19 protein-coding genes are annotated in these 20,464 nt (G+C 68.2%); 12 read left to right on the top strand and 7 right to left on the bottom strand.

Going from position 1 to position 20,464, the window contains the following annotated elements:
- The first annotated feature begins 60 nt into the window (after positions 1-60).
- Genes C7H75_RS16825 through C7H75_RS16815 form a run of 3 tightly spaced genes read left to right on the top strand, consistent with a single transcriptional unit; the run spans position 61 to position 4,953 of the window.
- Positions 61-2,163 carry a hydantoinase/oxoprolinase family protein gene (locus tag C7H75_RS16825; protein ID WP_013416651.1) on the top strand — a complete coding sequence of 701 codons (2,103 nt, stop codon included), beginning with the start codon at positions 61-63 and terminating at the stop codon, positions 2,161-2,163.
- Positions 2,160-4,115, top strand: coding sequence for a hydantoinase B/oxoprolinase family protein (locus tag C7H75_RS16820; RefSeq protein WP_081120569.1), 1,956 nt, complete (start codon positions 2,160-2,162; stop codon positions 4,113-4,115). Before C7H75_RS16825 ends, C7H75_RS16820 begins: the two co-directional genes overlap by 4 nt.
- Positions 4,116-4,119: 4 nt before the next feature.
- The gene (locus C7H75_RS16815; protein ID WP_013416649.1) at positions 4,120-4,953 is read left to right on the top strand and encodes an NmrA family NAD(P)-binding protein; all 834 of its coding nucleotides are present in this window, start codon (positions 4,120-4,122) and stop codon (positions 4,951-4,953) included.
- A gap of 10 nt (positions 4,954-4,963) precedes the next feature.
- On the opposite strand, the gene C7H75_RS16810 is transcribed toward C7H75_RS16815, so the two are convergent.
- Complete coding sequence (locus C7H75_RS16810) at positions 4,964-5,773, bottom strand: META domain-containing protein (protein ID WP_069856596.1); 810 nt, start codon at positions 5,771-5,773, stop codon at positions 4,964-4,966.
- Positions 5,774-5,782: 9 nt separating this feature from the next.
- Positions 5,783-6,406, bottom strand: coding sequence for a TetR/AcrR family transcriptional regulator (locus C7H75_RS16805; RefSeq protein ID WP_005518942.1), 624 nt, complete (start codon positions 6,404-6,406; stop codon positions 5,783-5,785).
- A gap of 95 nt (positions 6,407-6,501) precedes the next feature.
- Between C7H75_RS16805 and C7H75_RS16800 the strand changes: the two genes are divergently transcribed.
- A complete protein-coding gene (locus C7H75_RS16800) occupies positions 6,502-7,065 on the top strand; it encodes an NADPH-dependent FMN reductase (RefSeq protein ID WP_005518943.1) in 564 nt (187 codons plus the stop codon).
- Positions 7,066-7,143: 78 nt separating this feature from the next.
- Here C7H75_RS16800 and C7H75_RS16795 read toward each other — a convergent pair whose 3' ends face one another.
- Positions 7,144-8,037, bottom strand: a complete 894-nt coding sequence (locus tag C7H75_RS16795) for a siderophore-interacting protein (protein WP_106852029.1) — start codon at positions 8,035-8,037, stop codon at positions 7,144-7,146.
- Positions 8,038-8,592: 555 nt separating this feature from the next.
- On the opposite strand from C7H75_RS16795, the gene nrdH reads away from it, so the two are divergent.
- From nrdH to nrdF, 4 genes are read left to right on the top strand one after another with little or no spacing between them, the layout of a single operon-like run.
- On the top strand, positions 8,593-8,826 hold the full coding sequence (nrdH, locus tag C7H75_RS16790) for a glutaredoxin-like protein NrdH (RefSeq protein WP_005518946.1): 234 nt from the start codon (positions 8,593-8,595) through the stop codon (positions 8,824-8,826).
- A gap of 57 nt (positions 8,827-8,883) precedes the next feature.
- Positions 8,884-9,342 carry a class Ib ribonucleoside-diphosphate reductase assembly flavoprotein NrdI gene (gene nrdI, locus C7H75_RS16785; RefSeq protein ID WP_022596977.1) on the top strand — a complete coding sequence of 153 codons (459 nt, stop codon included), beginning with the start codon at positions 8,884-8,886 and terminating at the stop codon, positions 9,340-9,342.
- A complete protein-coding gene (nrdE, locus tag C7H75_RS16780; RefSeq protein WP_005518948.1) occupies positions 9,300-11,486 on the top strand; it encodes a class 1b ribonucleoside-diphosphate reductase subunit alpha in 2,187 nt (728 codons plus the stop codon). The genes nrdI and nrdE overlap by 43 nt, the downstream gene beginning before the upstream one ends.
- Before the next feature lie 46 nt (positions 11,487-11,532).
- Positions 11,533-12,540, top strand: coding sequence for a class 1b ribonucleoside-diphosphate reductase subunit beta (gene nrdF, locus C7H75_RS16775; RefSeq protein ID WP_005518949.1), 1,008 nt, complete (start codon positions 11,533-11,535; stop codon positions 12,538-12,540).
- 78 nt (positions 12,541-12,618) lie between these two features.
- On the opposite strand, the gene C7H75_RS16770 is transcribed toward nrdF, so the two are convergent.
- Positions 12,619-13,113 (bottom strand): RDD family protein, encoded by a 495-nt coding sequence (locus C7H75_RS16770; RefSeq protein WP_064059217.1) that lies wholly within the window; start codon positions 13,111-13,113, stop codon positions 12,619-12,621.
- 134 nt (positions 13,114-13,247) lie between these two features.
- Here C7H75_RS16770 and C7H75_RS16765 point away from each other — a divergent pair, with 134 nt between their 5' ends.
- A complete protein-coding gene (locus C7H75_RS16765) occupies positions 13,248-13,634 on the top strand; it encodes a VOC family protein (protein WP_013416643.1) in 387 nt (128 codons plus the stop codon).
- Positions 13,635-13,646: 12 nt separating this feature from the next.
- Here the strand turns inward: C7H75_RS16765 and C7H75_RS16760 are convergent, their stop codons facing one another.
- The 3 genes from C7H75_RS16760 to C7H75_RS16750 are packed head-to-tail and all read right to left on the bottom strand — an operon-like array spanning position 13,647 to position 16,185.
- Entirely contained in the window at positions 13,647-14,123 is a 477-nt protein-coding gene (locus tag C7H75_RS16760) for an NUDIX hydrolase (protein WP_064077613.1), read from the bottom strand.
- 9 nt (positions 14,124-14,132) lie between these two features.
- Positions 14,133-15,137 (bottom strand): ABC transporter substrate-binding protein, encoded by a 1,005-nt coding sequence (locus C7H75_RS16755; RefSeq protein WP_106851616.1) that lies wholly within the window; start codon positions 15,135-15,137, stop codon positions 14,133-14,135.
- A gap of 46 nt (positions 15,138-15,183) precedes the next feature.
- Positions 15,184-16,185, bottom strand: a complete 1,002-nt coding sequence (locus C7H75_RS16750) for an ABC transporter substrate-binding protein (protein WP_037086169.1) — start codon at positions 16,183-16,185, stop codon at positions 15,184-15,186.
- A 365-nt stretch (positions 16,186-16,550) separates the two neighbouring features.
- Here C7H75_RS16750 and ctaD point away from each other — a divergent pair, with 365 nt between their 5' ends.
- The 3 genes from ctaD to C7H75_RS16735 all read left to right on the top strand — a co-directional run bounded on the left by ctaD (position 16,551) and on the right by C7H75_RS16735 (position 20,407).
- The gene (ctaD, locus tag C7H75_RS16745) at positions 16,551-18,290 is read left to right on the top strand and encodes an aa3-type cytochrome oxidase subunit I (RefSeq protein WP_013416639.1); all 1,740 of its coding nucleotides are present in this window, start codon (positions 16,551-16,553) and stop codon (positions 18,288-18,290) included.
- A 144-nt stretch (positions 18,291-18,434) separates the two neighbouring features.
- Positions 18,435-19,661 (top strand): phosphoserine phosphatase SerB, encoded by a 1,227-nt coding sequence (serB, locus tag C7H75_RS16740; protein ID WP_044991308.1) that lies wholly within the window; start codon positions 18,435-18,437, stop codon positions 19,659-19,661.
- Complete coding sequence (locus tag C7H75_RS16735; RefSeq protein WP_106851615.1) at positions 19,658-20,407, top strand: aminoacyl-tRNA hydrolase; 750 nt, start codon at positions 19,658-19,660, stop codon at positions 20,405-20,407. Before serB ends, C7H75_RS16735 begins: the two co-directional genes overlap by 4 nt.
- Positions 20,408-20,464 lie beyond the last annotated feature (57 nt).

Here is a 20,464-nt window from a genome sequence, read left to right as displayed (position 1 = left end):
ATCGAGCGGGTGGAATGGGAGCACGCAGGTAGGAACGGGCGAGACCAGCCAGGAGGCAGCGTGGAATCCAGGAAGATCCGGGTCGGCATCGACACCGGCGGCACATTCACCGACGTCGTGGCAGTGGACGAGGAGTCCGGGGCCGTCGTCACGACGAAGACCCCGTCCACGCCCGCGGATCCGGCGCTCGGGTTCCTCGCGGGGATCGAGAAGGTGCTCGCGCAACTGGGGGAGACCGGTGATGCGATCGGTGCCGTCAGCCACGGCACCACGGTCGCGACGAACAAGCTGCTCGAAGGAAAGGTGGGGAACCTCGGCTTCATCACCACCGAGGGCTACGAGCACGTGCTCGAGATCGCCCGCCAGTCCGTCCCGGACGGTTACGGCAACTCGTACTTCTGGGTCAAGCCCGATCGGATCGTCCCGGCCGACCGCGTACGCACCGTCCGCGGCAGGCTTGCGTTCGACGGCAACGAGATCCGCCCGCTGAACGAGGACGACGTGCGTTCGGCGGCCCGTTTCTTCGCGGACCGTGACATTCGGACGATCGGCGTGTGCCTGATGCACTCCTACGCCGACCCCAGCCACGAGCGGCGTGTCCGGGACATCCTGCTCGAGGAATTCCCCGACGCGACCGTGAGCATCTCGAGCGAGGTGCTGCGCGAGTATCGCGAGTACGAGCGGTCGATCACCACTCTCGTCGATGCCGCGGTGAAGCCGAACATCCGGAACTACGTCAACAACATCGCGACACGCCTGCGGGAGTTCTCGTCCGTCGAGGGGGAGCGGCGCGACATTCCGTTCTACGTGATGAAGTCGAACGGAGGCGTGCTGTCCGCCAAAGAGGTTGTCCACCAGCCGATCACGACGGTCCTGTCCGGGCCGGCGGCGGGCGCCCTCGGCGCGGCACTCATCGCCAGTGTGGCCGGCGTGGATCAGGTGCTCACCTGCGACGGTGGCGGCACCTCCACGGACGTGACCGTCGTCGTCCGTGGTGAGCCCGCACTCACCACCGAGGGGCGAGTGGGCGTGTACCCGTCGAAGATCCCGATGATCGACGTGGTCACGGTCGGCGCCGGCGGCGGCTCGATCGCGTGGATGACGCCCGAGGGGACGCTGCGCGTCGGTCCGCAGTCGGCGGGCGCCGACCCGGGCCCCCTGTGCTACGGCAAGGGCGGCAGCGAGCCGACGATCACGGACGCGCACGTGCTGCTCGGCCGTATCCCTCCGCACCTGCTCGGCGGCGAGATCCCGCTCGACACCGAACTCGCCCGCAAGGGCGTCGAGGAACTGGCCCGCACGTTGGGCCTCGACTTCGAAGCGTGCGCGACGGGCATCCTCGAGGTCTCGGCCTGGAACCAGGCCAACGCGCTGCGCCAGATCACCGTCAAGCGCGGGCTCGACGTGCGCGACTTCACGCTGGTGACCTTCGGTGGATCCGGCTCGCTGCTCGCGTGCCGGCTCGTCGACATCCTCGGACTCCGCGATGTCCTGATCCCGCCGAATCCGGGCAATGTCTCCGCGTTCGGTCTGCTCACGGTCGACGTGCGCAACGACTACGTACAGACCCACGTCTCCAGGCACGACCGGTTGAAGGCCGACGCGCTGCAATCCGAGTTCGACGCTCTCGCCGCGGAAGCGGAGCGCGCGCTCGCCGACGAGGGATTCGCGTCGGATCAGCGCCGCTATGCGCGCTCGGCCGACCTTCGCTACCTCGGCCAGGCGTTCGAGGTGCGCGTCCCCATCGGCGACGGTCCCGTCACCCGGACCCTCATGGACGAGGCGGCCGAGCGATTCCATCAGGCCCACCGCGAGCTGTACGGCTACGACTTCCGGGGAGATCCCCACCAGCACGTGGAGTGGGTGAATCTCCGCGTGAGCGGTATCGGACCGATCAAACGCCCCGAGCTCACCGAGATCCCCGCCGGGCAGGGAGCGGAGAGCGCCGTCACCGGCACGCGCCCGGCCTACTTCGACGAGTGGGTCACCACCGCGGTCTACGACCGCACGAAGCTCGGGGCAGGTGACGAACTCGACGGTCCGGCGGTGATCGAGGAGTTCAGCTCCACCATTCCCGTCCATCCCGGATTCCGGGCACGCATCGACGCGTTCGGGAACATCCGCATCGCCAAGACGTCCGACTCGAACGGAGTGAACCGATGACTGCCATCACCGAGCCCGCTGCCGTGCAGGCGAGCAAGCCGTACCGGTTGAGCCCCCTGGACGGGGCAGCGCCCGATCCGGTCCTCGTGGAGATCGTCGCCGGCTACCTCGCCAGCGTGGAGATGGAGGTCGAGACGTCGATCTCGAGGACCTCGCGGTCGCCGATGATCCGCGACGCACACGACTTCCGCGCCGGCATCCACGACCGGAACCTGCGCAAGCTCACGGGCCGCTCGTACTCGGCGCTCGTCCACCCGGTCGCACGGGACTTCCCGCTGGAGACGATGAACCCCGGAGACGTGTACTTCCACAACGACGTCTACCTCTCCGAGGGCGGCATCGGCCACCTCCCTGATCTCTGCGTGACGGTGCCCGTCTTCGCCACCCGGCCCGGCGACACCGAGCCGTCCGTCGTCGCCTTCGTCCAGGCCTTCGGTCACCACGACGACATCGGTGGCTGCTGCCCGGGGTCGATGCCGTCCGGCGCGACCACGGTGTACGAGGAGGGGCTCATGGTGCCGCCGATCAAGCTGTGGGACCGCGGTGTGCCCAACGAGGCGGCGTTGCGCATCATGACCCGCAACTCGCGGATGCCCGACGCGCTCGCGGCGGACCTCGACGCGGAGTGCTCCGCCTGCCTGATGGGGGCTCGGCGCCTGACCGAACTGTTCGAGCGCTACGGCGTCGAGACGGTCGAGGCGTGCTTCGACGCGATGATGGATGCCACCACGGAGACCTACCGGCGGGAGATCCTCAGCAAGATCCCGGTGGGCGAGTACACGTGGGAGGACTACGCCGAACACGACGGCGTCGACGAACCGAAGTTGCACACGCAGCGGATCACCCTGACCAAGACCGGCCCGGAGGACGCGGGCGGCGAGCGGCTCATTCTCGACTTCACCGGCACCGGTCCGCAGGCGAAGGGGCCGATCAACCACTGCGGCGACTACGCGGACGGAAACTTCCTCGTCAAGTGGCTGGCGCCGATTCTGCGCAATCTCGCGGACACCCCCGAGCGCATGGCGGAACTGGACGTCAACGAGGGCGTGGTGCCGCTGATCGAGATGAAGTTCCCCGAGAAGGGCACCCTGATCACTCCGATCTTCCCGGCCCCGACGAACGCGCGCACCTTCGTGATCCTGCGTCTGCTCGGCGTTCTGGCAGGTGTGGTCGCCAAGGCCGTCGACGGGAACATGCCGGCCGACCAGGAGACGATCCGCTACACCGGCGTCTACGGCGAGGACTTCGAGGGGCACTCCTACCTCATGCGTGAGGTCCTCGGTGGCGGCTCCGGCGGCCGGCACTACGCCGACGGGGAGGACACGATCCACGTGGTCCCCGATTCCCGGAACCTGCCGACCGAGTTCACCGAGAGCCGCTTCCCCTTCGTCGTCGAGAAGCTGGGCCTGGCCATCGATTCCGGAGGCGCCGGCCGCTACCGCGGCGGACTCGGGTACGAAAAGCACATCCGCATGCTCAAGGACGCGCACTTCATGTCGATCGCCGACCGCTCGATCCTGTCCTGCTGGGGAGTCAAGGGCGGCAAGGCCGGACGGCCCTTCTCGGTGGTCCTCGATCCCGGCGGGCCGAACGAGCGTGAGTTCGACGCCCTCACCGACGCGGAACCGATCAAGGCCGGGGAAGTGGTCCGGATCCGGACCACCGGCGGTGGCGGCTGGGGCGATCCGTTGGACCGGCCCGTCGAGGAGGTCGTCCGGGACGTGTTGTGGCGCAAGGTGTCTCCGGACGGCGCCCGCAACGATTACGGCGTGGTGCTGGCGCCGGAATCGACGACCGACGAGCCGGTCGTGGATATCGCCGCGACGACGCACCTGCGGGAACGGATGCGGACCGAGCGCAGTGACGGCGAACCGTTCTTCGACCGCGGCCCCGGCTACGAACGACTCTCCGGCGGGGCGAAGTTCGCCGAGTACGACTTCGTCGGGAGCTGACCTGATGGATCGCTTCCAGCCCCGCGGCGGCGAACTCGCCGTCATCGGCGCCGCCGGCAAGACCGGAGCGGCAGTCGTTCGCGCACTCGCGGGGCGGCCGGTGCGCCGGGTGGTCCATACCGCCCGGCGCGCCGGTGATCGCCGCGTCGACCTCGAGACGGGGGAGGGGCTCGAGGCCGCCCTGACGGGCTGCCGGGGGGTGTACTTCATCGCACCCAACGTGCATCCCGACGAGCCGGGGCTGCTGCGCCGCACGCTCGACGCGGCAGCCCGGGCCGGCGTGCACCACGTCGTCTACCACTCGGTGGCGTGGCCGCACACCCCCGCGATGCCGCACCATCTCGACAAGGCGGTGTGTGAGGACATGCTGCGCACCCACGGGGGCGTGCAGTGGACGATCCTGCAGCCGTGTGCGTACGCCGAGAACTTCCCGACGCTGCTCGACGGCACCGCCACGGCGCTCGAGGTGCCGTACAACCCCGACGCGCCCTTCACGTTCGTGCGCCTCCCGGACGTCGCCGCGGCGGCCGCCCGGGTGCTCGACGAGGGCGCCGACGTCCATCACGGCGTCACCTACGAACTCGGGGCCGCCGAGGTGTCGAGCATCGGGCAGTGGGCTCGAGCCCTCCCGCACGAGGTCACGGTGCGCCGCATCCGCGTCGACGAGTGGGCCGACAGGTACGGCGGTGATCTGCCGCGCGACGCGCGCGATCGCCTGATCGCGATGTTCGACTTCTACGATCGGCACGGGTTCGTGGCCCGCAGCACCGGGTGGGAGGCATTGCTCGCCCGGCCGCCCGGCCGTCCCGCTCCCGGTCGCGCGCCGGCGGGCCGCTGATCGAGCGGGCTTACGCGCCGCGCAGGCCCAGGCCCGTGCCGTCGTCCTTCGTCAGTCGCATCGTGGGCCCCTCCACCTCGTAGGTGACCGGGCCGTCCAGCACGTGCAGAACCGAACGCTCGACGTCGGCGACGTCGGCGGGGCACGCCATCCTCGTCGTCGCCAACGGTCCGAACGTGATGGTGTCGCCCGCGATGGTCGCCGGGCCGTTGAAGCGGTTGCATCCGGTCGAGCCGGTGACCTGGCCGGCGTCGTCGATCGTCAGCGTGGGGGCCGACGCCTCGAGCGCGGCCGACGTGCTGACGGCCTGCGGAGTGACGAGCGTGTCGACCACCCACGTGGTGCCGACGACCGGGCGATCCGGGTTCGCGGTCTTCTTGTCGGTGAGCGTGACGGCGGCGCCGGGGGCCGTCAGCGTGAGGATCGCGCCGTCCAGCTCCCAGGTCGGCCGCGCCTCGAACAGGTCGGTCATCCACTTGTCGGCACCCGCGAGTTCTCCCGGGCACGCCATCATGGTGGTCGCGATCGCGCCCGTCCGCACGATGCCGTCGGCGAGATCGACGCTGCTCACGCCCCGGTTGCAGCCCGCGCTCATCGCGATCGAGTTCCGCTCCGGGAAGGCCACCTCGAGCGGGCCGCCGCCGGGAATCGCCGGGCCCGTCACGGAGGTCGACACGAACGTCCTGCCCCACAGGGCGTCGCCCGGGGACGCAGCCGATGCGGACGTGGTGGTGGACGCGCCGCTGTCGCCGTCGGCGCTGCCACACCCGCCGGAGGTCGCGACGGCGAGAAGTGCGAGGAGGACGATCGGCGTGCGCATGGGCACACCCTAGGCGAGATCGGGTCCGATTCGAGTTATTCGGCGGGCCAGGTCTTCCCAGTTGTTCGCGATGCGTGCGGGCGATATTCCGAGCACCCGGATCTGGTGCAGCACGAGGCCGGCTTCGAGCGTGGCGAGGAGAGCGACGGCGAGCAGTTCCACGTCACCGTCGACGCCCGCGTCTGCGAGCAGCGTGACGACGTGGCGCAGGCTCACCGCACGGGCCGGACCGCCGAAGCGCACGTCGGGTGACCCCTCGGCGGCGCGCAGCACGTCGCCCTGCACGGTCACCATGTCGAGGCGGGCGCGGCCGAAGGCGATGAGACGGTCCAGTGGGGGAGCGTCGGGCCCGAGCGGCGCGGGACCGAACATGAACGCGTGCTGCAGTTCGCGCTCGGTGTGGTCGAGCAGTGCGTTCATCAGTCCGGAGCGGCTGCCGAACCGTCGGAAGACGGTGCCCTTGCCGACCCCGGCCTTGGCGGCGACGGCCTCCATCGTCACGGCGTCGACGCCGCGCTCCGCGACGAGGTCCGCCGCCGCATCGAGAAGCAGTTTCCGATTGCGGGCAGCGTCACATCTCTCGGGGATCTCGGCATCCACCAGCGGAAGGAGTGGGCTGTTCACGTGAGGCATCGTAGCCCAGCGGGAACAGAAGTGGACCGCGGTCCGTTTATGCTGCTATACCTGTTGCAGCGTCAACCATCGCACCATCGAAGGAAGCACCAGTCATGTCTGAGACCCGCGTTCTCTCCCTCGTCGGCAGCCTCCGCGCCGGCTCCGTCAACCGTCAGGTCGCCGAGACCGCCGCGGCCGTCGCCCCCGAGGGCGTCGAGGTCACGATCTTCGAGGGCCTCGGAGACCTGCCCTTCTACAACGAGGACATCGACGTCCCGGGTGCCTCGATCGCCGGTGTCGACGAGCTCCGTGCCGCCGCCGCCCAGGCCGACGCCCTGCTCCTGGTCACCCCCGAGTACAACGGCACCGTTCCCGCCGTTCTCAAGAACGCCATCGACTGGCTCTCGCGCCCCTACGGTGCCGGTGCCGTCAAGGACAAGCCGGTCGCCGTCATCAGCGCCTCCCCGAGCCCCAACGCCGCCAAGTGGGCCCACGACGACGCCCGCAAGGCGCTCGGCATCGCCGGCGGCAACGTCCTCGCCGCCGAACTGTCCATCGGTGGCACCATCCAGAAGTTCGGCGAGCTGCACCCGCGTGAGAACGCCGAGGTCGCCCAGCAGGTCGGTGGCGTCGTCGCCGCCTTGGTCGAGGCTTCCAAGGATCTCGTCAGCGCCTGACGCCGGCCTGTCCTACAGCTGAAGGGTTCCTTCGTGCGCTCCGAGCGTACGAAGGAACCCTTCAGCCGTTTCGGGAGCCTAGAGTCCGGCGTCGTCCATTGCCGCGTCGACGGCGTCGCGGACCGAGTCGAAGTCGCCGCCCGATTCCAGGGCGGCGATCTGGGCGGACTCGATCTGTTCGCGCACCTGCTCGTAGCGCGCCGTCCACGCCTCCTTGTCGGCGCGCCAGTAGCCGAGGACGTGGTAGCGCTCGGTGGGCTGACCGAGATCGTGGCGCAGCCACCGGCGTATCTCGCGTGAGAGTCCGGCCTCACCCGCGAACCACACGTAGCCCGGACCGTCCGGAAGGTCGTGCCGGCGGGCGGCCGTCGCGAGCGCGCTGGGGCCCACGCCGTTTCCGGTGCCGTGCAGCCACGTGTAGGTCACGTCGCCGGCGGTGTCGAATCGCTGCTCGTCGGCGGGAGTCGTGACCTCGGCGACGACGTGCACCCGGGCGCCGCGGGGCAACCCCTCGACGATGCGGCCCACCGCGGGTAGCGCCGTCATGTCGGCGAGCAGCAGCTGCCATGCGGTGTCGGGCGGTGGGCGGTACCAACCGGATGCGGTGGTGACACCCAGCGTCTGCCCCGGGCGGGCCTGCAGCGCCCACCGCACGGCGGCGCCGCCCTCGTGGACGGCGAAGTCGAGGTCCATCTCGAAGGCCGACGCATCCCACCGCCGCACCGTGTAACTCCGCATTTCCGGACGGGCGCCGTCGGCCGGGTAGTCGACGGCGGTTCCGATCCGCTGCGGGCGCGGGGGTGCGTCGTCTCCCGGGTTCGGGAACACCACCAGCAGGCGTTCGTCGGGGTCGCCGCTCGAAGCGAAGTGCCGCAGGTCGCCGCCCCGCAGGGTGATGCGTTGCATGTTGGGGGTGACGCGGACGACGTCCGAGACGGGTGCGAAGAGGTACGGGCTCGGATTGTCGGGCACGCTTCCCACCCTGGCACAGGGTGCCCGACCATGGGGCACCGCGTGACGGTTGGTTATCTTCCAGTTAACGGCACTGGCGGGGCCTCGGGTGATACCGATCGCGATGCATGGAGAGGATCTCGGCGTGTCGCGCTCGGCGTGTCGGAAGCGGGCTCCCGCAGGGGCTCGGGGGCGCGGCGTCGAGGCGGTGAACGGCGGCGCGCGGGCGGTGTGGTCGGCCCTGTCCGGCCGGTTCTGTGGCGCCGGTTACGCGCCCGTGCAGGCCGGGGGCGGCGGCGTGATCGAACTCACCCCCGCACGGCCCCGGAAATGTGACCCGCGACACGCCGAAAGGCGGTTTCGCTGGGTGCTCCGGAAGCGGCCGACCTGCGAATATCAACCGTGTCACTCGCAAGATATCGGGTTGTGGGTTTCTGTCGGCCACAAGGTGTAGTGTCTACACAGCCGAGAGGGCACAACGGGAACGAATCAGATCCCGGGTACGAAAGTAGGCCTCATCCTCGGCAACAGAGTGCACATCCAGAGCTCGCCAGGCCGTGGAAAGAGGGACCCGTCATGAGCATCACCGTCTACACCAAGCCCGCCTGCGTTCAGTGCAATGCCACCTACCGTGCCCTCGACAAGGCCGGTCTCGAATACGACATCGTCGACATCTCCGAGAACCCCGAGGCTCGCGACTACGTGATGGCCCTCGGGTACCTCCAGGCCCCCGTCGTCGTGGCCGGCGAGGAGCACTGGTCGGGCTTCCGCCCGGACCGCATCAAGGACCTCACCGCAAACGCTGCCTGAGCCGCCGCGCCGCAGCCCTGCGGGGACGATCCACCTCGAGTGAAATGGTGAACGCCGATGGCTTCGCTGGTGTACTTCTCCAGCGCGTCGGAGAACACACACCGATTCGTCGAACGACTCGGTGTCCCCGCTACGCGCATTCCACTACGTGACCGCGAAGGCGCGTTCGAGGTCGACGAACCGTACGTCCTGATCCTCCCCACTTACGGGGGCGGCACGACGTCGACGGGACGCGACACGAGCTACGTGCCCAAGCAGGTCATCCGATTCCTCAACAACGAGCACAATCGCGACCTCATCCGAGGGGTGATTGCTGCCGGCAACACGAACTTCGGCGAGTCCTACTGCTACGCCGGGAACGTGATTTCACAGAAGTGTCGGGTCCCGTACCTGTACCGCTTCGAACTAATGGGAACAGCCGAGGACGTCGTCGCCGTGCGCGAGGGCCTCGCACAATTCATGGAGAGTGAACAGTGGCACCGACCATCACAGATTCAGCCCCGGCTGGGAGTGTAGAGCGCGCTGCGGCACAACCCGACGCGTCGGCGGGCGAGTTGGACTACCACGCGCTCAACGCGATGCTGAACCTGTACGGTCCGAGCGGCGAGATCCAGTTCGACAAGGATCGTGAGGCCGCCAAGCAGTACTTCCTGCAGCACGTCAACCAGAACACGGTCTTCTTCCACAACCTGGACGAGAAGCTCGACTACCTGGTCAGGGAGAACTACTACGAGCGTGAGGTCCTCGACCAGTACTCGCGCAACTTCGTGAAGTGGCTGATCGACCGGGCCTACGCGAAGAAGTTCCGTTTCCCCACGTTCCTCGGTGCCTTCAAGTACTACACGTCGTACACCCTCAAGACGTTCGACGGTAAGCGCTACCTCGAGCGCTTCGAGGACCGTGTGTGCATGGTGGCGCTCACCCTCGCGGCGGGCGACGAGACGCTCGCGACCGAACTGGTCGACGAGATCATCGCCGGACGCTTCCAGCCGGCGACGCCGACGTTCCTCAACTCCGGCAAGAAGCAGCGCGGCGAGCCCGTGTCGTGCTTCCTGCTGCGCATCGAGGACAACATGGAGTCGATCGGCCGTTCGATCAACTCGGCCCTGCAGCTCTCCAAGCGCGGTGGCGGAGTCGCCCTGCTGCTCACCAACGTTCGTGAGCACGGCGCGCCGATCAAGAAGATCGAGAACCAGAGCTCGGGCGTCATCCCGATCATGAAGCTGCTCGAGGACTCGTTCTCCTACGCGAACCAGCTCGGTGCCCGGCAGGGTGCCGGCGCGGTGTACCTGCACGCGCACCACCCGGACATCTACCGCTTCCTCGACACCAAGCGTGAGAACGCGGACGAGAAGATCCGCATCAAGACGCTGTCGCTGGGCGTCGTGATCCCCGACATCACGTTCGAGCTCGCGAAGAAGAACGAGGACATGTACCTGTTCTCGCCGTACGACGTCGAGCGCATCTACGGCGTGCCGTTCGCGGACATCAACGTCACCGAGAAGTACCACGAGATGGTCGACGACAAGCGGATCCGCAAGTCGAAGATCAAGGCGCGCGAGTTCTTCCAGACCCTCGCCGAGCTGCAGTTCGAGTCGGGCTACCCGTACATCATGTTCGAGGACACGGTGAACCGGGCGAACCCGATCGCCGGCAAGATCACGCACTCGAACCTGTGCTCGGAGATCCTGCAGGTCTCGACCCCGTCGACGTTCAACGACGATCTGTCCTACAGCCATGTCGGCAAGGACATCTCGTGCAACCTCGGCTCGCTGAACATCGCGCTGACGATGGACTCGCCGGACTTCGCGAAGACCATCGAGACCTCGATCCGCGCGCTCACCGCCGTCTCGGATCAGACGCACATCTACTCGGTGCCGTCGATCGAGCAGGGCAACAACGACTCTCATGCGATCGGCCTGGGGCAGATGAACCTGCACGGCTACCTCGCGCGCGAGCGGATCTTCTACGGCTCCGAAGAAGGCATCGACTTCACGAACATCTACTTCTACTCGGTCGTGTACCACGCGATCCGCGCGTCGAACCTGATCGCGAAGGAGCGGGGTACCCACTTCAAGGGCTTCCCGGAGTCCGACTACGCGTCGGGCAAGTACTTCGACAAGTACACCGACCAGGTGTGGGAGCCCAAGACCGAGAAGGTGCGGCAGCTGTTCGCCGACGCCGGTATCCACATCCCGACGCAGGACGACTGGCGCGAGCTGAAGGCGTCGGTGCAGCAGTACGGCATCTACAACCAGAACCTGCAGGCCGTCCCGCCGACGGGCTCGATCTCGTACATCAACAACTCCACGAGCTCGATCCACCCGGTGGCCGCGAAGATCGAGATCCGCAAGGAAGGCAAGATCGGTCGCGTCTACTACCCGGCGCCCTACCTGACGAACGACAACCTGGAGTACTACCAGGACGCGTACGAGATCGGGTACGAGAAGATCATCGACACCTACGCGGCCGCCACACAGCATGTGGACCAGGGCCTGTCGCTGACGCTGTTCTTCAAGGACACCGCCACCACGCGTGACGTCAACCGCGCGCAGATCTACGCGTGGCGCAAGGGAATCAAGACGTTGTACTACATCCGCCTGCGTCAGATGGCCCTCGAGGGGACCGAGGTGGAGGGTTGCGTCTCGTGCATGTTGTGATCGCCAATTCTGAGACCCCGCAACGAAACTCGAAGAGGGAAGAACGATGACCTCCGCCCCTAACGTGCACTCTCCGGCCGACGGCACGCGCATCAAGCTGGTCGACCGCGTCTCGGCGATCAACTGGAACCGCGTCCCCGACGAGAAGGACTCGGAGGTGTGGGACCGTCTCACCGGCAACTTCTGGCTGCCGGAGAAGGTGCCGGTGTCCAACGACATCCAGTCCTGGGCCACCCTCACACCGAACGAGCAGCAGCTCACGATGCGCGTGTTCACCGGTCTGACGCTGCTGGACACCATCCAGGGCACCGTCGGCGCCGTCAGCCTCATCCCGGATGCGGTCACGCCGCACGAGGAGGCCGTGCTCACGAACATCGCGTTCATGGAGTCGGTGCACGCGAAGAGCTACTCGCAGATCTTCTCGACGCTGTGCACGACGCGGGAGATCGACGACGCGTTCCGCTGGTCGGAGGAGAACCCGAACCTGCAGCGCAAGGCGCAGATCGTCCTCGACTACTACAAGGGCGACGACCCGCTCAAGCGCAAGGTCGCCTCGACGCTGCTCGAGTCGTTCCTGTTCTACTCGGGCTTCTACCTGCCGATGTACTGGGCGTCGCGGGCCAAGCTGACCAACACGGCCGACGTGATCCGCCTCATCATCCGTGACGAGGCCGTGCACGGGTACTACATCGGCTACAAGTACCAGCGCGGACTCGAGCGGGTCACCGAGGCCGAGCGTGAGGAGCTCAAGAACTACACGTTCGAGCTGCTGTTCGAGCTGTACGACAACGAGGTCGAGTACACGCAGGACCTGTACGACGAGGTCGGTCTCACCGAGGACGTCAAGAAGTTCCTGCGCTACAACGCCAACAAGGCGCTGATGAACCTCGGCTACGAGGGTCTGTTCCCGAAGGACGAGACGGACGTCAACCCGGCGATCCTCTCGGCCCTGTCGCCGAACGCGGACGAGAACCACGACTTCTTCTCGGGCTCGGGTTCGAGCTACGTGATCGGCAAGGCCGTCAACACCGAGGACGACGACTGGGACTTCTAGTTCCACCGCACTCTCCGCGGCCGAATGTCACACGCGTTCAGTTGGACTGAACCGGTGTGACATTCGGCCGTCGGCGTTTCACGGGGCGGTTCGGAGCGCCGTGACGTCTCGGCGTCGGACCACGGTGGGGGAGTTGTCGTAGTTGCCGAGCCACGGGCTGTCCGAGAAGGTGGCGACCGCGTCGAGGGCGCCGAGCAGCCACCACTTCAGCAGGTAGCCGAGGGTGGGCCAGGAGCCGTCGGACGGACGGATGACGCAGACGCCGAGCAGGAGTTTGCCGACGGTCGCGTGGACGATCCGCTGCAACACCACGCGATCGATGAGCGACGCGGCGATCCATCCGATCGGCAGTGCGAGCGCGGCCCAGTCCGCGACCGCCGGTATGTCCATCGCAACGGTCATCGCAGCCAGCCCGGCAGCGACGTGCAGGATCCAGTCGACGACGAACGCGATCGCCTGCCGCGCCTGCCGCGGCGACGGATAGCGCGGATCGTCCGACTCGCCGTGCTTGTCGGGGAGCGGCGGCGAAACCGCACCAGGGGGAGTGGTTGCGTCGAACTCTGATGTCGTCACCGGGAAAGGGTGCCGGACGCCACCGCGAAAGGCAATGGTGTGGGCGGGGTTTCGGCGGGCCGTTGAGTCCGGCGGTGCACCCGGCCTACTTTGGAGTGAGGTGACCCCAGTCGACGACGATCGAGGAGACGGCGATGACCGGTCGAGTAGTGCACTTCGAGGTCCCGTTCGACGACGGAGACCGAGCCCGCAACTTCTATCGGCAGGCGTTCGGGTGGAACGTCACCGAGATGCCGGAACTCGAGTACACGGGCGTGTCCACGGGTCCGGTGGCCGAGTCCGGGATGCCGGCCGAGCCCGGATACATCGGCGGCGGCATGTTCCAGCGGTCCGACCAGGCACCCAGGGGTCCGGTGATCACCGTCGACGTCGCCGACATCGATGCCGCGTTGGCGAAGATCGAGGCGCTCGGCGGCGCCACCGTCGCCGCGAAACAGCCCGTCGGCACAATGGGTTTCGCCGCCTACTTCCGTGATCCGGAAGGCAACGTCATGGGTCTGTGGGAGACCGCGCAGGGCTGAGTCGGGGACGGGTCAGTCCCTCGCGAACCAGGTGCGCTCGTCGTCGCGGAGGGCGGCCGCGATCCGCCGCCGCGACGAATCGGTGAGATTCGCGGGCAGGGCGTCGGGGGAGAACCAGCGCACGTCGAGGTTCTCGTCGTCGGCCACGCGAGCCTCACCCGCCACCGCGCGCGCAACGAAGCACACGTCCAGGTAGCTGGCGACGTCGCCGTTCGGGTAGGTGATCGGCCCCGCGGTGTCGACGCTGCTCACCCGGACCAGTTCGGCGTCGATGCCTGTCTCCTCGCGAACTTCGCGCAGCGCCGCCGGACCCGGTTCCTCACCGGGCTCGAGGATGCCCGAGACCACGGCCCACTTGCCGTTGTCGGCCCGCTGGGTCAACAGCAGCCGTCCGGTGTCGTCGACCACGACGGCGCTCACACCGGGCAGCCACAGCGGGGCGTGCCCCACGTGGTCGCGGAGCGCCGCGACGAATTCCGGTACCGGCACGGTGAACTCCTAGGCGTAGCCGTTGAGGCTCGGCTGCAGATCGGCGAGGACGGCCCGCGCGGCGACGATGCCGTTCCCGCCGTTCCAGATCTCGTCGTCGACCGCGAAGACGCGCTTGTCGGGGACGGCGCCGAGGGCGTACCACTCGTCGGAATCCATCACGGACTTGCCGTGCTCGAGCCCGTCCGGGCCGTCGAAGCTGACGTAGATCACGTCGCCCTCCGCGGTACCGAGATCGTCGATCTCCTCGGCCGCGACCTCGAGGCGCTGGTAGGCCGGTCGCTGGACGCCCGCGTCGGCGAGGACCTGGCCCGAGAAGCTGCCCGGCCCCGTGATCGCGAGCGAATCGGCGCCGAACCGTACTACCGACGCCTGCGTCTGCCGGGCAGCGAGATCGTTCCCGATCCGTGCCGCGTCGGCGGTGTAGGCGTCGAGGGCCTGCCGGGCCGCGCCGGAGCGTCCCAGCGCCTCACCGGTCGCGAGGAAGCGGTTCTTCCAGAAGACGGTGTCGGCGCCGACGAACGCAGTCGGCGCGAGTGCGCGAAGTCGATCGGCCAGAACCGGATCCGCGGGCGCGGCCCCGACGATCAGGTCGGGGGCGGACTTCGCGACGAGATCGACGTCGGGGGCGCCGGCCGGTCCGATGCCGGGCAGCGCCGCGACGCCCGGACCCAGGTACGACGGCTGCCGATCGGCGCCGTCCGGGGTTACGGTGCCCACGACCCGGCCCTGCAGGCCGAGCGCGCACACAGCGTCCAGTGCGGCGGTGTCGAGGACGACGATCCGCTGCGGGTCGGCTGCGCCCGGGTCGGCGGGCGAGGGCTCCGCGCACGCGTTGCCGGTGTCGCGTTCGACGTTCACGACACCGGCACCGGCGATCTTGGTCGTCGTCCGCACGATGGTGCTCGCGTCGTCGGCGGTGTCGCTACCGCAGCCGGCGAGTCCCACGAGCGCCACGGTCGCGAGCGCGACGGCGGCGATACGGCGAGATCTGACGGGCTGGGCACTGGACAATGCGACGACTTCCTCTTCGGCGAGCGCGGCGTGTGGCCGCCTCAGGTTAGCCGTTGTGCGGGTCGACGCCGAAGGCCTCGGCGAGGTCGTCGAGGATCTTGTGCGCGCCCTGGATGCTGACCGGCGTCATCCACATCGCGTCGTCGACCTCGACGATGCGCCCCTTCAGCGTTCCCCACAGCGGGTTCTGGCGGAACGCCTCGGCGGCCTTGATCGACTTGCCTTCGGGATCCTCGTACGTCGCGACGAAGATGACGTCGGCCTCGGCGTCGGCCAGGCGCTCGGGGCTGATCGAGTTCATGATGCTGCCGGCGTCGGCGGGGTCGGCCTGTTGGCTGGCCGGGCGGGCGAGTCCGGCGTCGGCGAGAACGATGCCGCTGAACGACGTCGTCCGGTAGAGGCGAGCGGTCGGCTCGCCGGCGAATCGCACGACGGACACCGTGGGGTTGTTCGCCTTGGCGTTGATCTCGTCGCCGATGGCCTTGGCGCGGGCCTCGTAGTCGCCGATCTTCTGCTCGGCCAGATCCTCCTTGCCGAGTGCCTTCGCGACGAGGCGGATGTTGTCCTTCCACGTGGGGCCGGTCGACTGGGAGAAGACCGTCGGTGCCAGTGCCGACAGCGCCTCGTAGTTCTTGCCGTCGCGCACCTCGGCCGAGAGGACGAGGTCCGGTTCGAGCTGGGCCACCTTCTCGAGACTCACGTTCTGCACCTTGCCGACCGACACCGCGTCGGCCGCGAACCGGTCACGGGCGTCGCCGAGGTAGTCGGGCAGGCCCTGCTCGCGGTAGTCGACGAAGCCGACGAGCGGCGACTCGAGCAGTAGCACGGCATCGGCGTAGCTGTTGTCGAGCGTGACGATGCGCTGCGGCTCGGCGTCGATGTTCGCCACACCCCGGAAATGCTCGACGGTCCGCGGGAACCCGGTCGACTCGGTGGCCGTTGTATCGGCTGTGCTCTCGGTGGAGGAGCAGCCGGTGAGGGCGATGCTCACGGCAGCTCCCACGGCGGCGAGGGAAGTGAGGGTGCGGCGTCGGGCGAGTGTGTACACGAGATGGAACTCCAAGCGAGTGGAACGGACGAGCCGAGGGGATTAGGTAAGGAAAACCTTAATAGCATGGATGTGTCGTTGCTCTCGACAGCCGGGTACGACTCGGCGGTGAGGCCCGCGCCGCGCCGACACGCCGCGGGCCGGTGGTCGAGAGGTCCGATGGGGGACTAAAGCCCTGTTCGCGGCCTCGAGGCCCGAAGGTCGAAGGGCCCGAGTACGACAGGGAGTAGGACCCGGTCCGCGGTGCCCGAAAGCACCGTCTACGATTCGATGAGCGCAAGCCAGCGATCGCCTCTTCCGCCAGTCCGGGGTAGGCGCTCAGAGCGCGGCCTGCGGAGCGACCAAGGGCACATTCAGGAGGATCAGTGACTGCCGTAGCGCCCCAGCCAGTCCCGGAGATAGCAGCGAGGCCTTACCCGCCGCGGCAGGGACCCAAGGGCTCGTTCATCTACAAGATGGTGACGACCACCGATCCCAAGGTGCTCGGGATCATGTACCTGGTCACCTCTTTCGCGTTCTTCCTCATCGGTGGCCTGATGGCGCTGCTGATGCGTACCGAGCTCGCGGTGCCGGGCCTGCAGTTCCTCTCGAACGAACAGTTCAACCAGCTGTTCACGATGCACGGCACGATCATGCTGCTGCTGTACGCGACCCCGGTCGTGTTCGGCTTCGCCAACTACATCGTCCCGCTGCAGATCGGTGCCCCCGACGTGGCGTTCCCGCGTCTGAACGCGTTCAGCTACTGGCTGTACCTGTTCGGCGCCCTCATCACGACGGCCGGCTTCATCACCCCCGGTGGTGCTGCCGACTTCGGCTGGACCGCTTACACCCCGCTGACGAGCGCTCTGCACTCGCCGGGCGTCGGCGCGGACCTCTGGGTCCTCGGCCTCGCCGTCGCGGGTCTCGGCACCATCCTCGGTGGCGTCAACTTCATCACCACCATCGTGTGCCTGCGCGCACCGGGCATGACGATGTTCCGGATGCCGATCTTCACCTGGAACATCCTGATCACCAGCATCCTCGTCCTGCTGGCGTTCCCGCTGCTCACCGCTGCCTTCATGGGCCTGTTCGTCGACCGTCACCTCGGTGGCCACATCTTCGACCCGGCAACGGGTGGCGTCCTGCTGTGGCAGCACCTGTTCTGGTTCTTCGGTCACCCCGAGGTCTACATCATCGCGCTGCCGTTCTTCGGCATCGTCTCGGAGATCTTCCCGGTCTTCTCGCGTAAGCCGATCTTCGGCTACAGCGGCCTCGTGTACGCCACCATGGCCATCGCTGCCCTGTCGATCGCCGTGTGGGCGCACCACATGTACGCCACCGGCGCCGTGCTGCTGCCGTTCTTCTCCTTCATGACGTTCCTCATCGCGGTCCCGACCGGTGTGAAGTTCTTCAACTGGATCGGCACGATGTGGAAGGGCCAGTTGACGTTCGAGTCGCCGATGCTCTTCTCGGTCGGCTTCCTCGTGACCTTCCTCTTCGGTGGTCTGTCGGGCGTCCTGCTCGCGAGCCCGCCGATCGACTTCCACGTCACGGACTCGTACTTCGTCATCGCGCACTTCCACTACGTGCTCTTCGGCACCATCGTGTTCGCCACCTACGCGGGTATCTACTTCTGGTTCCCGAAGATGACCGGCCGCATGATGGACGAGCGTCTCGCGAAGTGGCACTTCTGGACCACGTTCATCGGTTTCCACGCCACCTTCCTGGTCCAGCACTGGCTCGGTGCCGAGGGCATGCCGCGTCGCTACGCCGACTACCTGCCGACCGACGGCTTCACCACGCTGAACACGATCTCCACGATCGGCTCGTTCATCCTCGGTGCGTCGACGCTGCCGTTCCTGTGGAACGTCTTCAAGAGCTACCGCTACGGCGAGGTCGTCAAGGTCGACGACCCGTGGGGCTACGGCAACTCGCTCGAGTGGGCCACCACCTGCCCGCCGCCGCGGCACAACTTCACCGAGCTGCCCCGGATCCGTTCGGAGCGTCCGGCGTTCGAGCTGCACTACCCGCACATGGTCGAGCGCATGCGCGACGAGGCCCATGTCGGTATCGGACACGGTGGCGGAAAGCACTCCACCGCGGTCCTGGAGGACACCAAGTCCTAGCGGACCCGAGGGTCCCTGCACTACCGGAAGGCCCCGCCCGTACTACGGGCGGGGCCTTTCCGCTGCTCTCACGCCGACTTGGCAGAATGGGGAGCGGTATTTCATTGTCGAGTTGTTCGAGTTCGAACGGACGGAGTTCTCTCGGTGGGTGCGTCAGACGCCACGGTTCTGGTGACGGTTACTGGTCCGGACAGGCCCGGCGTGACGTCGGTGCTCTTCGCGGCGCTGTCGCGTCACGACGTGAGCCTGCTCGACGTCGAGCAGGTCGTGATCCGGGGGCGCCTGACCCTCGGCGTGCTGGTCGCGTGTCCCACCGACCCGGAGGCGCTCCAGGAGGAGCTCGAAGAGGCGATGGACACCGTCGGCATGAACGTCGACGTCGAGATCGGTGCCGACCCGGCGGGTCGGCAGCAGGTGTCCACGCACGCCGTCGTCGTGCTGGGCAGCCCGGTCAGTGCGCGGGCGTTCCGCTCGCTGTCGCGTGAGCTGGCCCGGCAGGGCGCGAATATCGACTCGATCCGGGGGGTCGCCGACTACCCGGTGACCGGCCTCGAGCTGATGGTCACCGCGTCGAGCACCGGCGCCGAGGCGGACAAGCAGTTGCGTACCGGGCTCGCGGAGGTCGCGGTCGGCGAGAACGTCGACGTCGCCGTCGAGCACGCCGGACTCGCCCGCCGTGCCAAGCGCCTCATCGTGTTCGACGTCGACTCCACCCTCGTCCAGGGCGAGGTCATCGAGATGCTCGCGGCGCGCGCCGGCGTGGAGGACGAGGTCCGTGCCGTCACCGAAGCAGCGATGCGCGGCGAGATCGACTTCACCGAGTCGCTGCACCAGCGGGTCGCGACGCTCGCGGGCCTCGACGCCTCGGTCATCGACGACGTCGCCGCCGACCTGCAGCTCACCCCGGGCGCGCGCACCACGATCCGGACGCTGCGTCGTCTCGGGTACCACTGCGGCGTCGTGTCGGGCGGGTTCCGTCAGGTGATCGAGGGGCTCGCACACGAACTCGAACTCGACTTCGTCCAGGCCAACACCCTCGAGATCGTCGACGGCAAGCTCACCGGACGCGTCGTGGGCGACATCGTCGACCGCGCTGCCAAGGCCGTCGCGCTGCGCAAGTTCGCGGCGGACGTGGGCGTTCCCATGGAGCAGACGGTCGCCGTCGGCGACGGCGCCAACGACATCGACATGCTCAACGCCGCCGGGCTCGGCGTGGCGTTCAACGCCAAGCCGGCCCTGCGCGAGGTCGCCGACACCGCGCTGTCGCACCCGTTCCTGGATGCCGTGCTCTTCGTGCTCGGTGTCACCCGGAACGAGGTCGAGGCGGCGGACGCGGTCGACGGCGTCGTGCGGCGCGTACCGATCGCATGACCCTCACCGGGGACGGGTTCGCGGCTCGGCACGGCGTACTCGGCGCCGGGCACGGCAGCCGTCCCGACCCGGAGGATCCCGCCCAGGTCCTCGCGATGCCGATGGTCCTGCACCTCCCCAAGGTCGATCCGCCCGCGCGCAGCGACCTGCTGGCCGCGGCGGCGTCCGCGACGGTCGCCCTGTGCCTCGACGAACGGGTCGGCCCGGACGACGACGGTGAGCCGGGCCCGTGGCAGGGCGCGTTCCGGGAGTGGGCCGACGCGCGCATCCGCAAGGTGGCGCGTCGGGCGCGTGGCGCGCAGTGGCTGGCGGCGCAGGACGTCGACGGCGTCACCGTCGACGTCGCCGGCGCGCAGGCCCGAGCGCTGGTGCCGGGACCGGTCGGCGCGCTCGACCCGCGGATCCGCAAGCTGCAGATCGGCGGCACCGACCTCGAGCACGACGAGCCCGGGCCGGTGCCGGACGGCGTCCCGACGATGTGGGTGAACGCCTCGCTCGGCATGAGCGTCGGCAAGGCTGCCGCGCAGGTGGGGCACGCGTCGATGATCCTGGCCGGCGCGATGCCGGTGGAACGGGTGCGCCGCTGGGCCGCGGACGGCTATCGCTGCGCGGTGCGCGACGCCGACCCCGGGCAGTGGGCCCAGTTGTGTGACGAAGTCGCTCGCGGCGCGGCCGTGGCGGTGCGCGACGCCGGGTTCACCGAGGTAGCGCCCGGTTCCATGACGGTGATCGCCCCGATCCCCTGATCGGCCCGCCGACACGCAGATCCGGTCCGATCGGACCCTCCGGCGGGCGGTACGCGA

This window comes from Rhodococcus (subgen. Prescottella) equi (assembly GCF_003013675.1).
In the GTDB taxonomy this organism is placed as follows: Bacteria; Actinomycetota; Actinomycetes; order Mycobacteriales; family Mycobacteriaceae; genus Prescottella; species Prescottella equi.
This window is presented reverse-complemented; position numbering and strand designations above follow the sequence as displayed.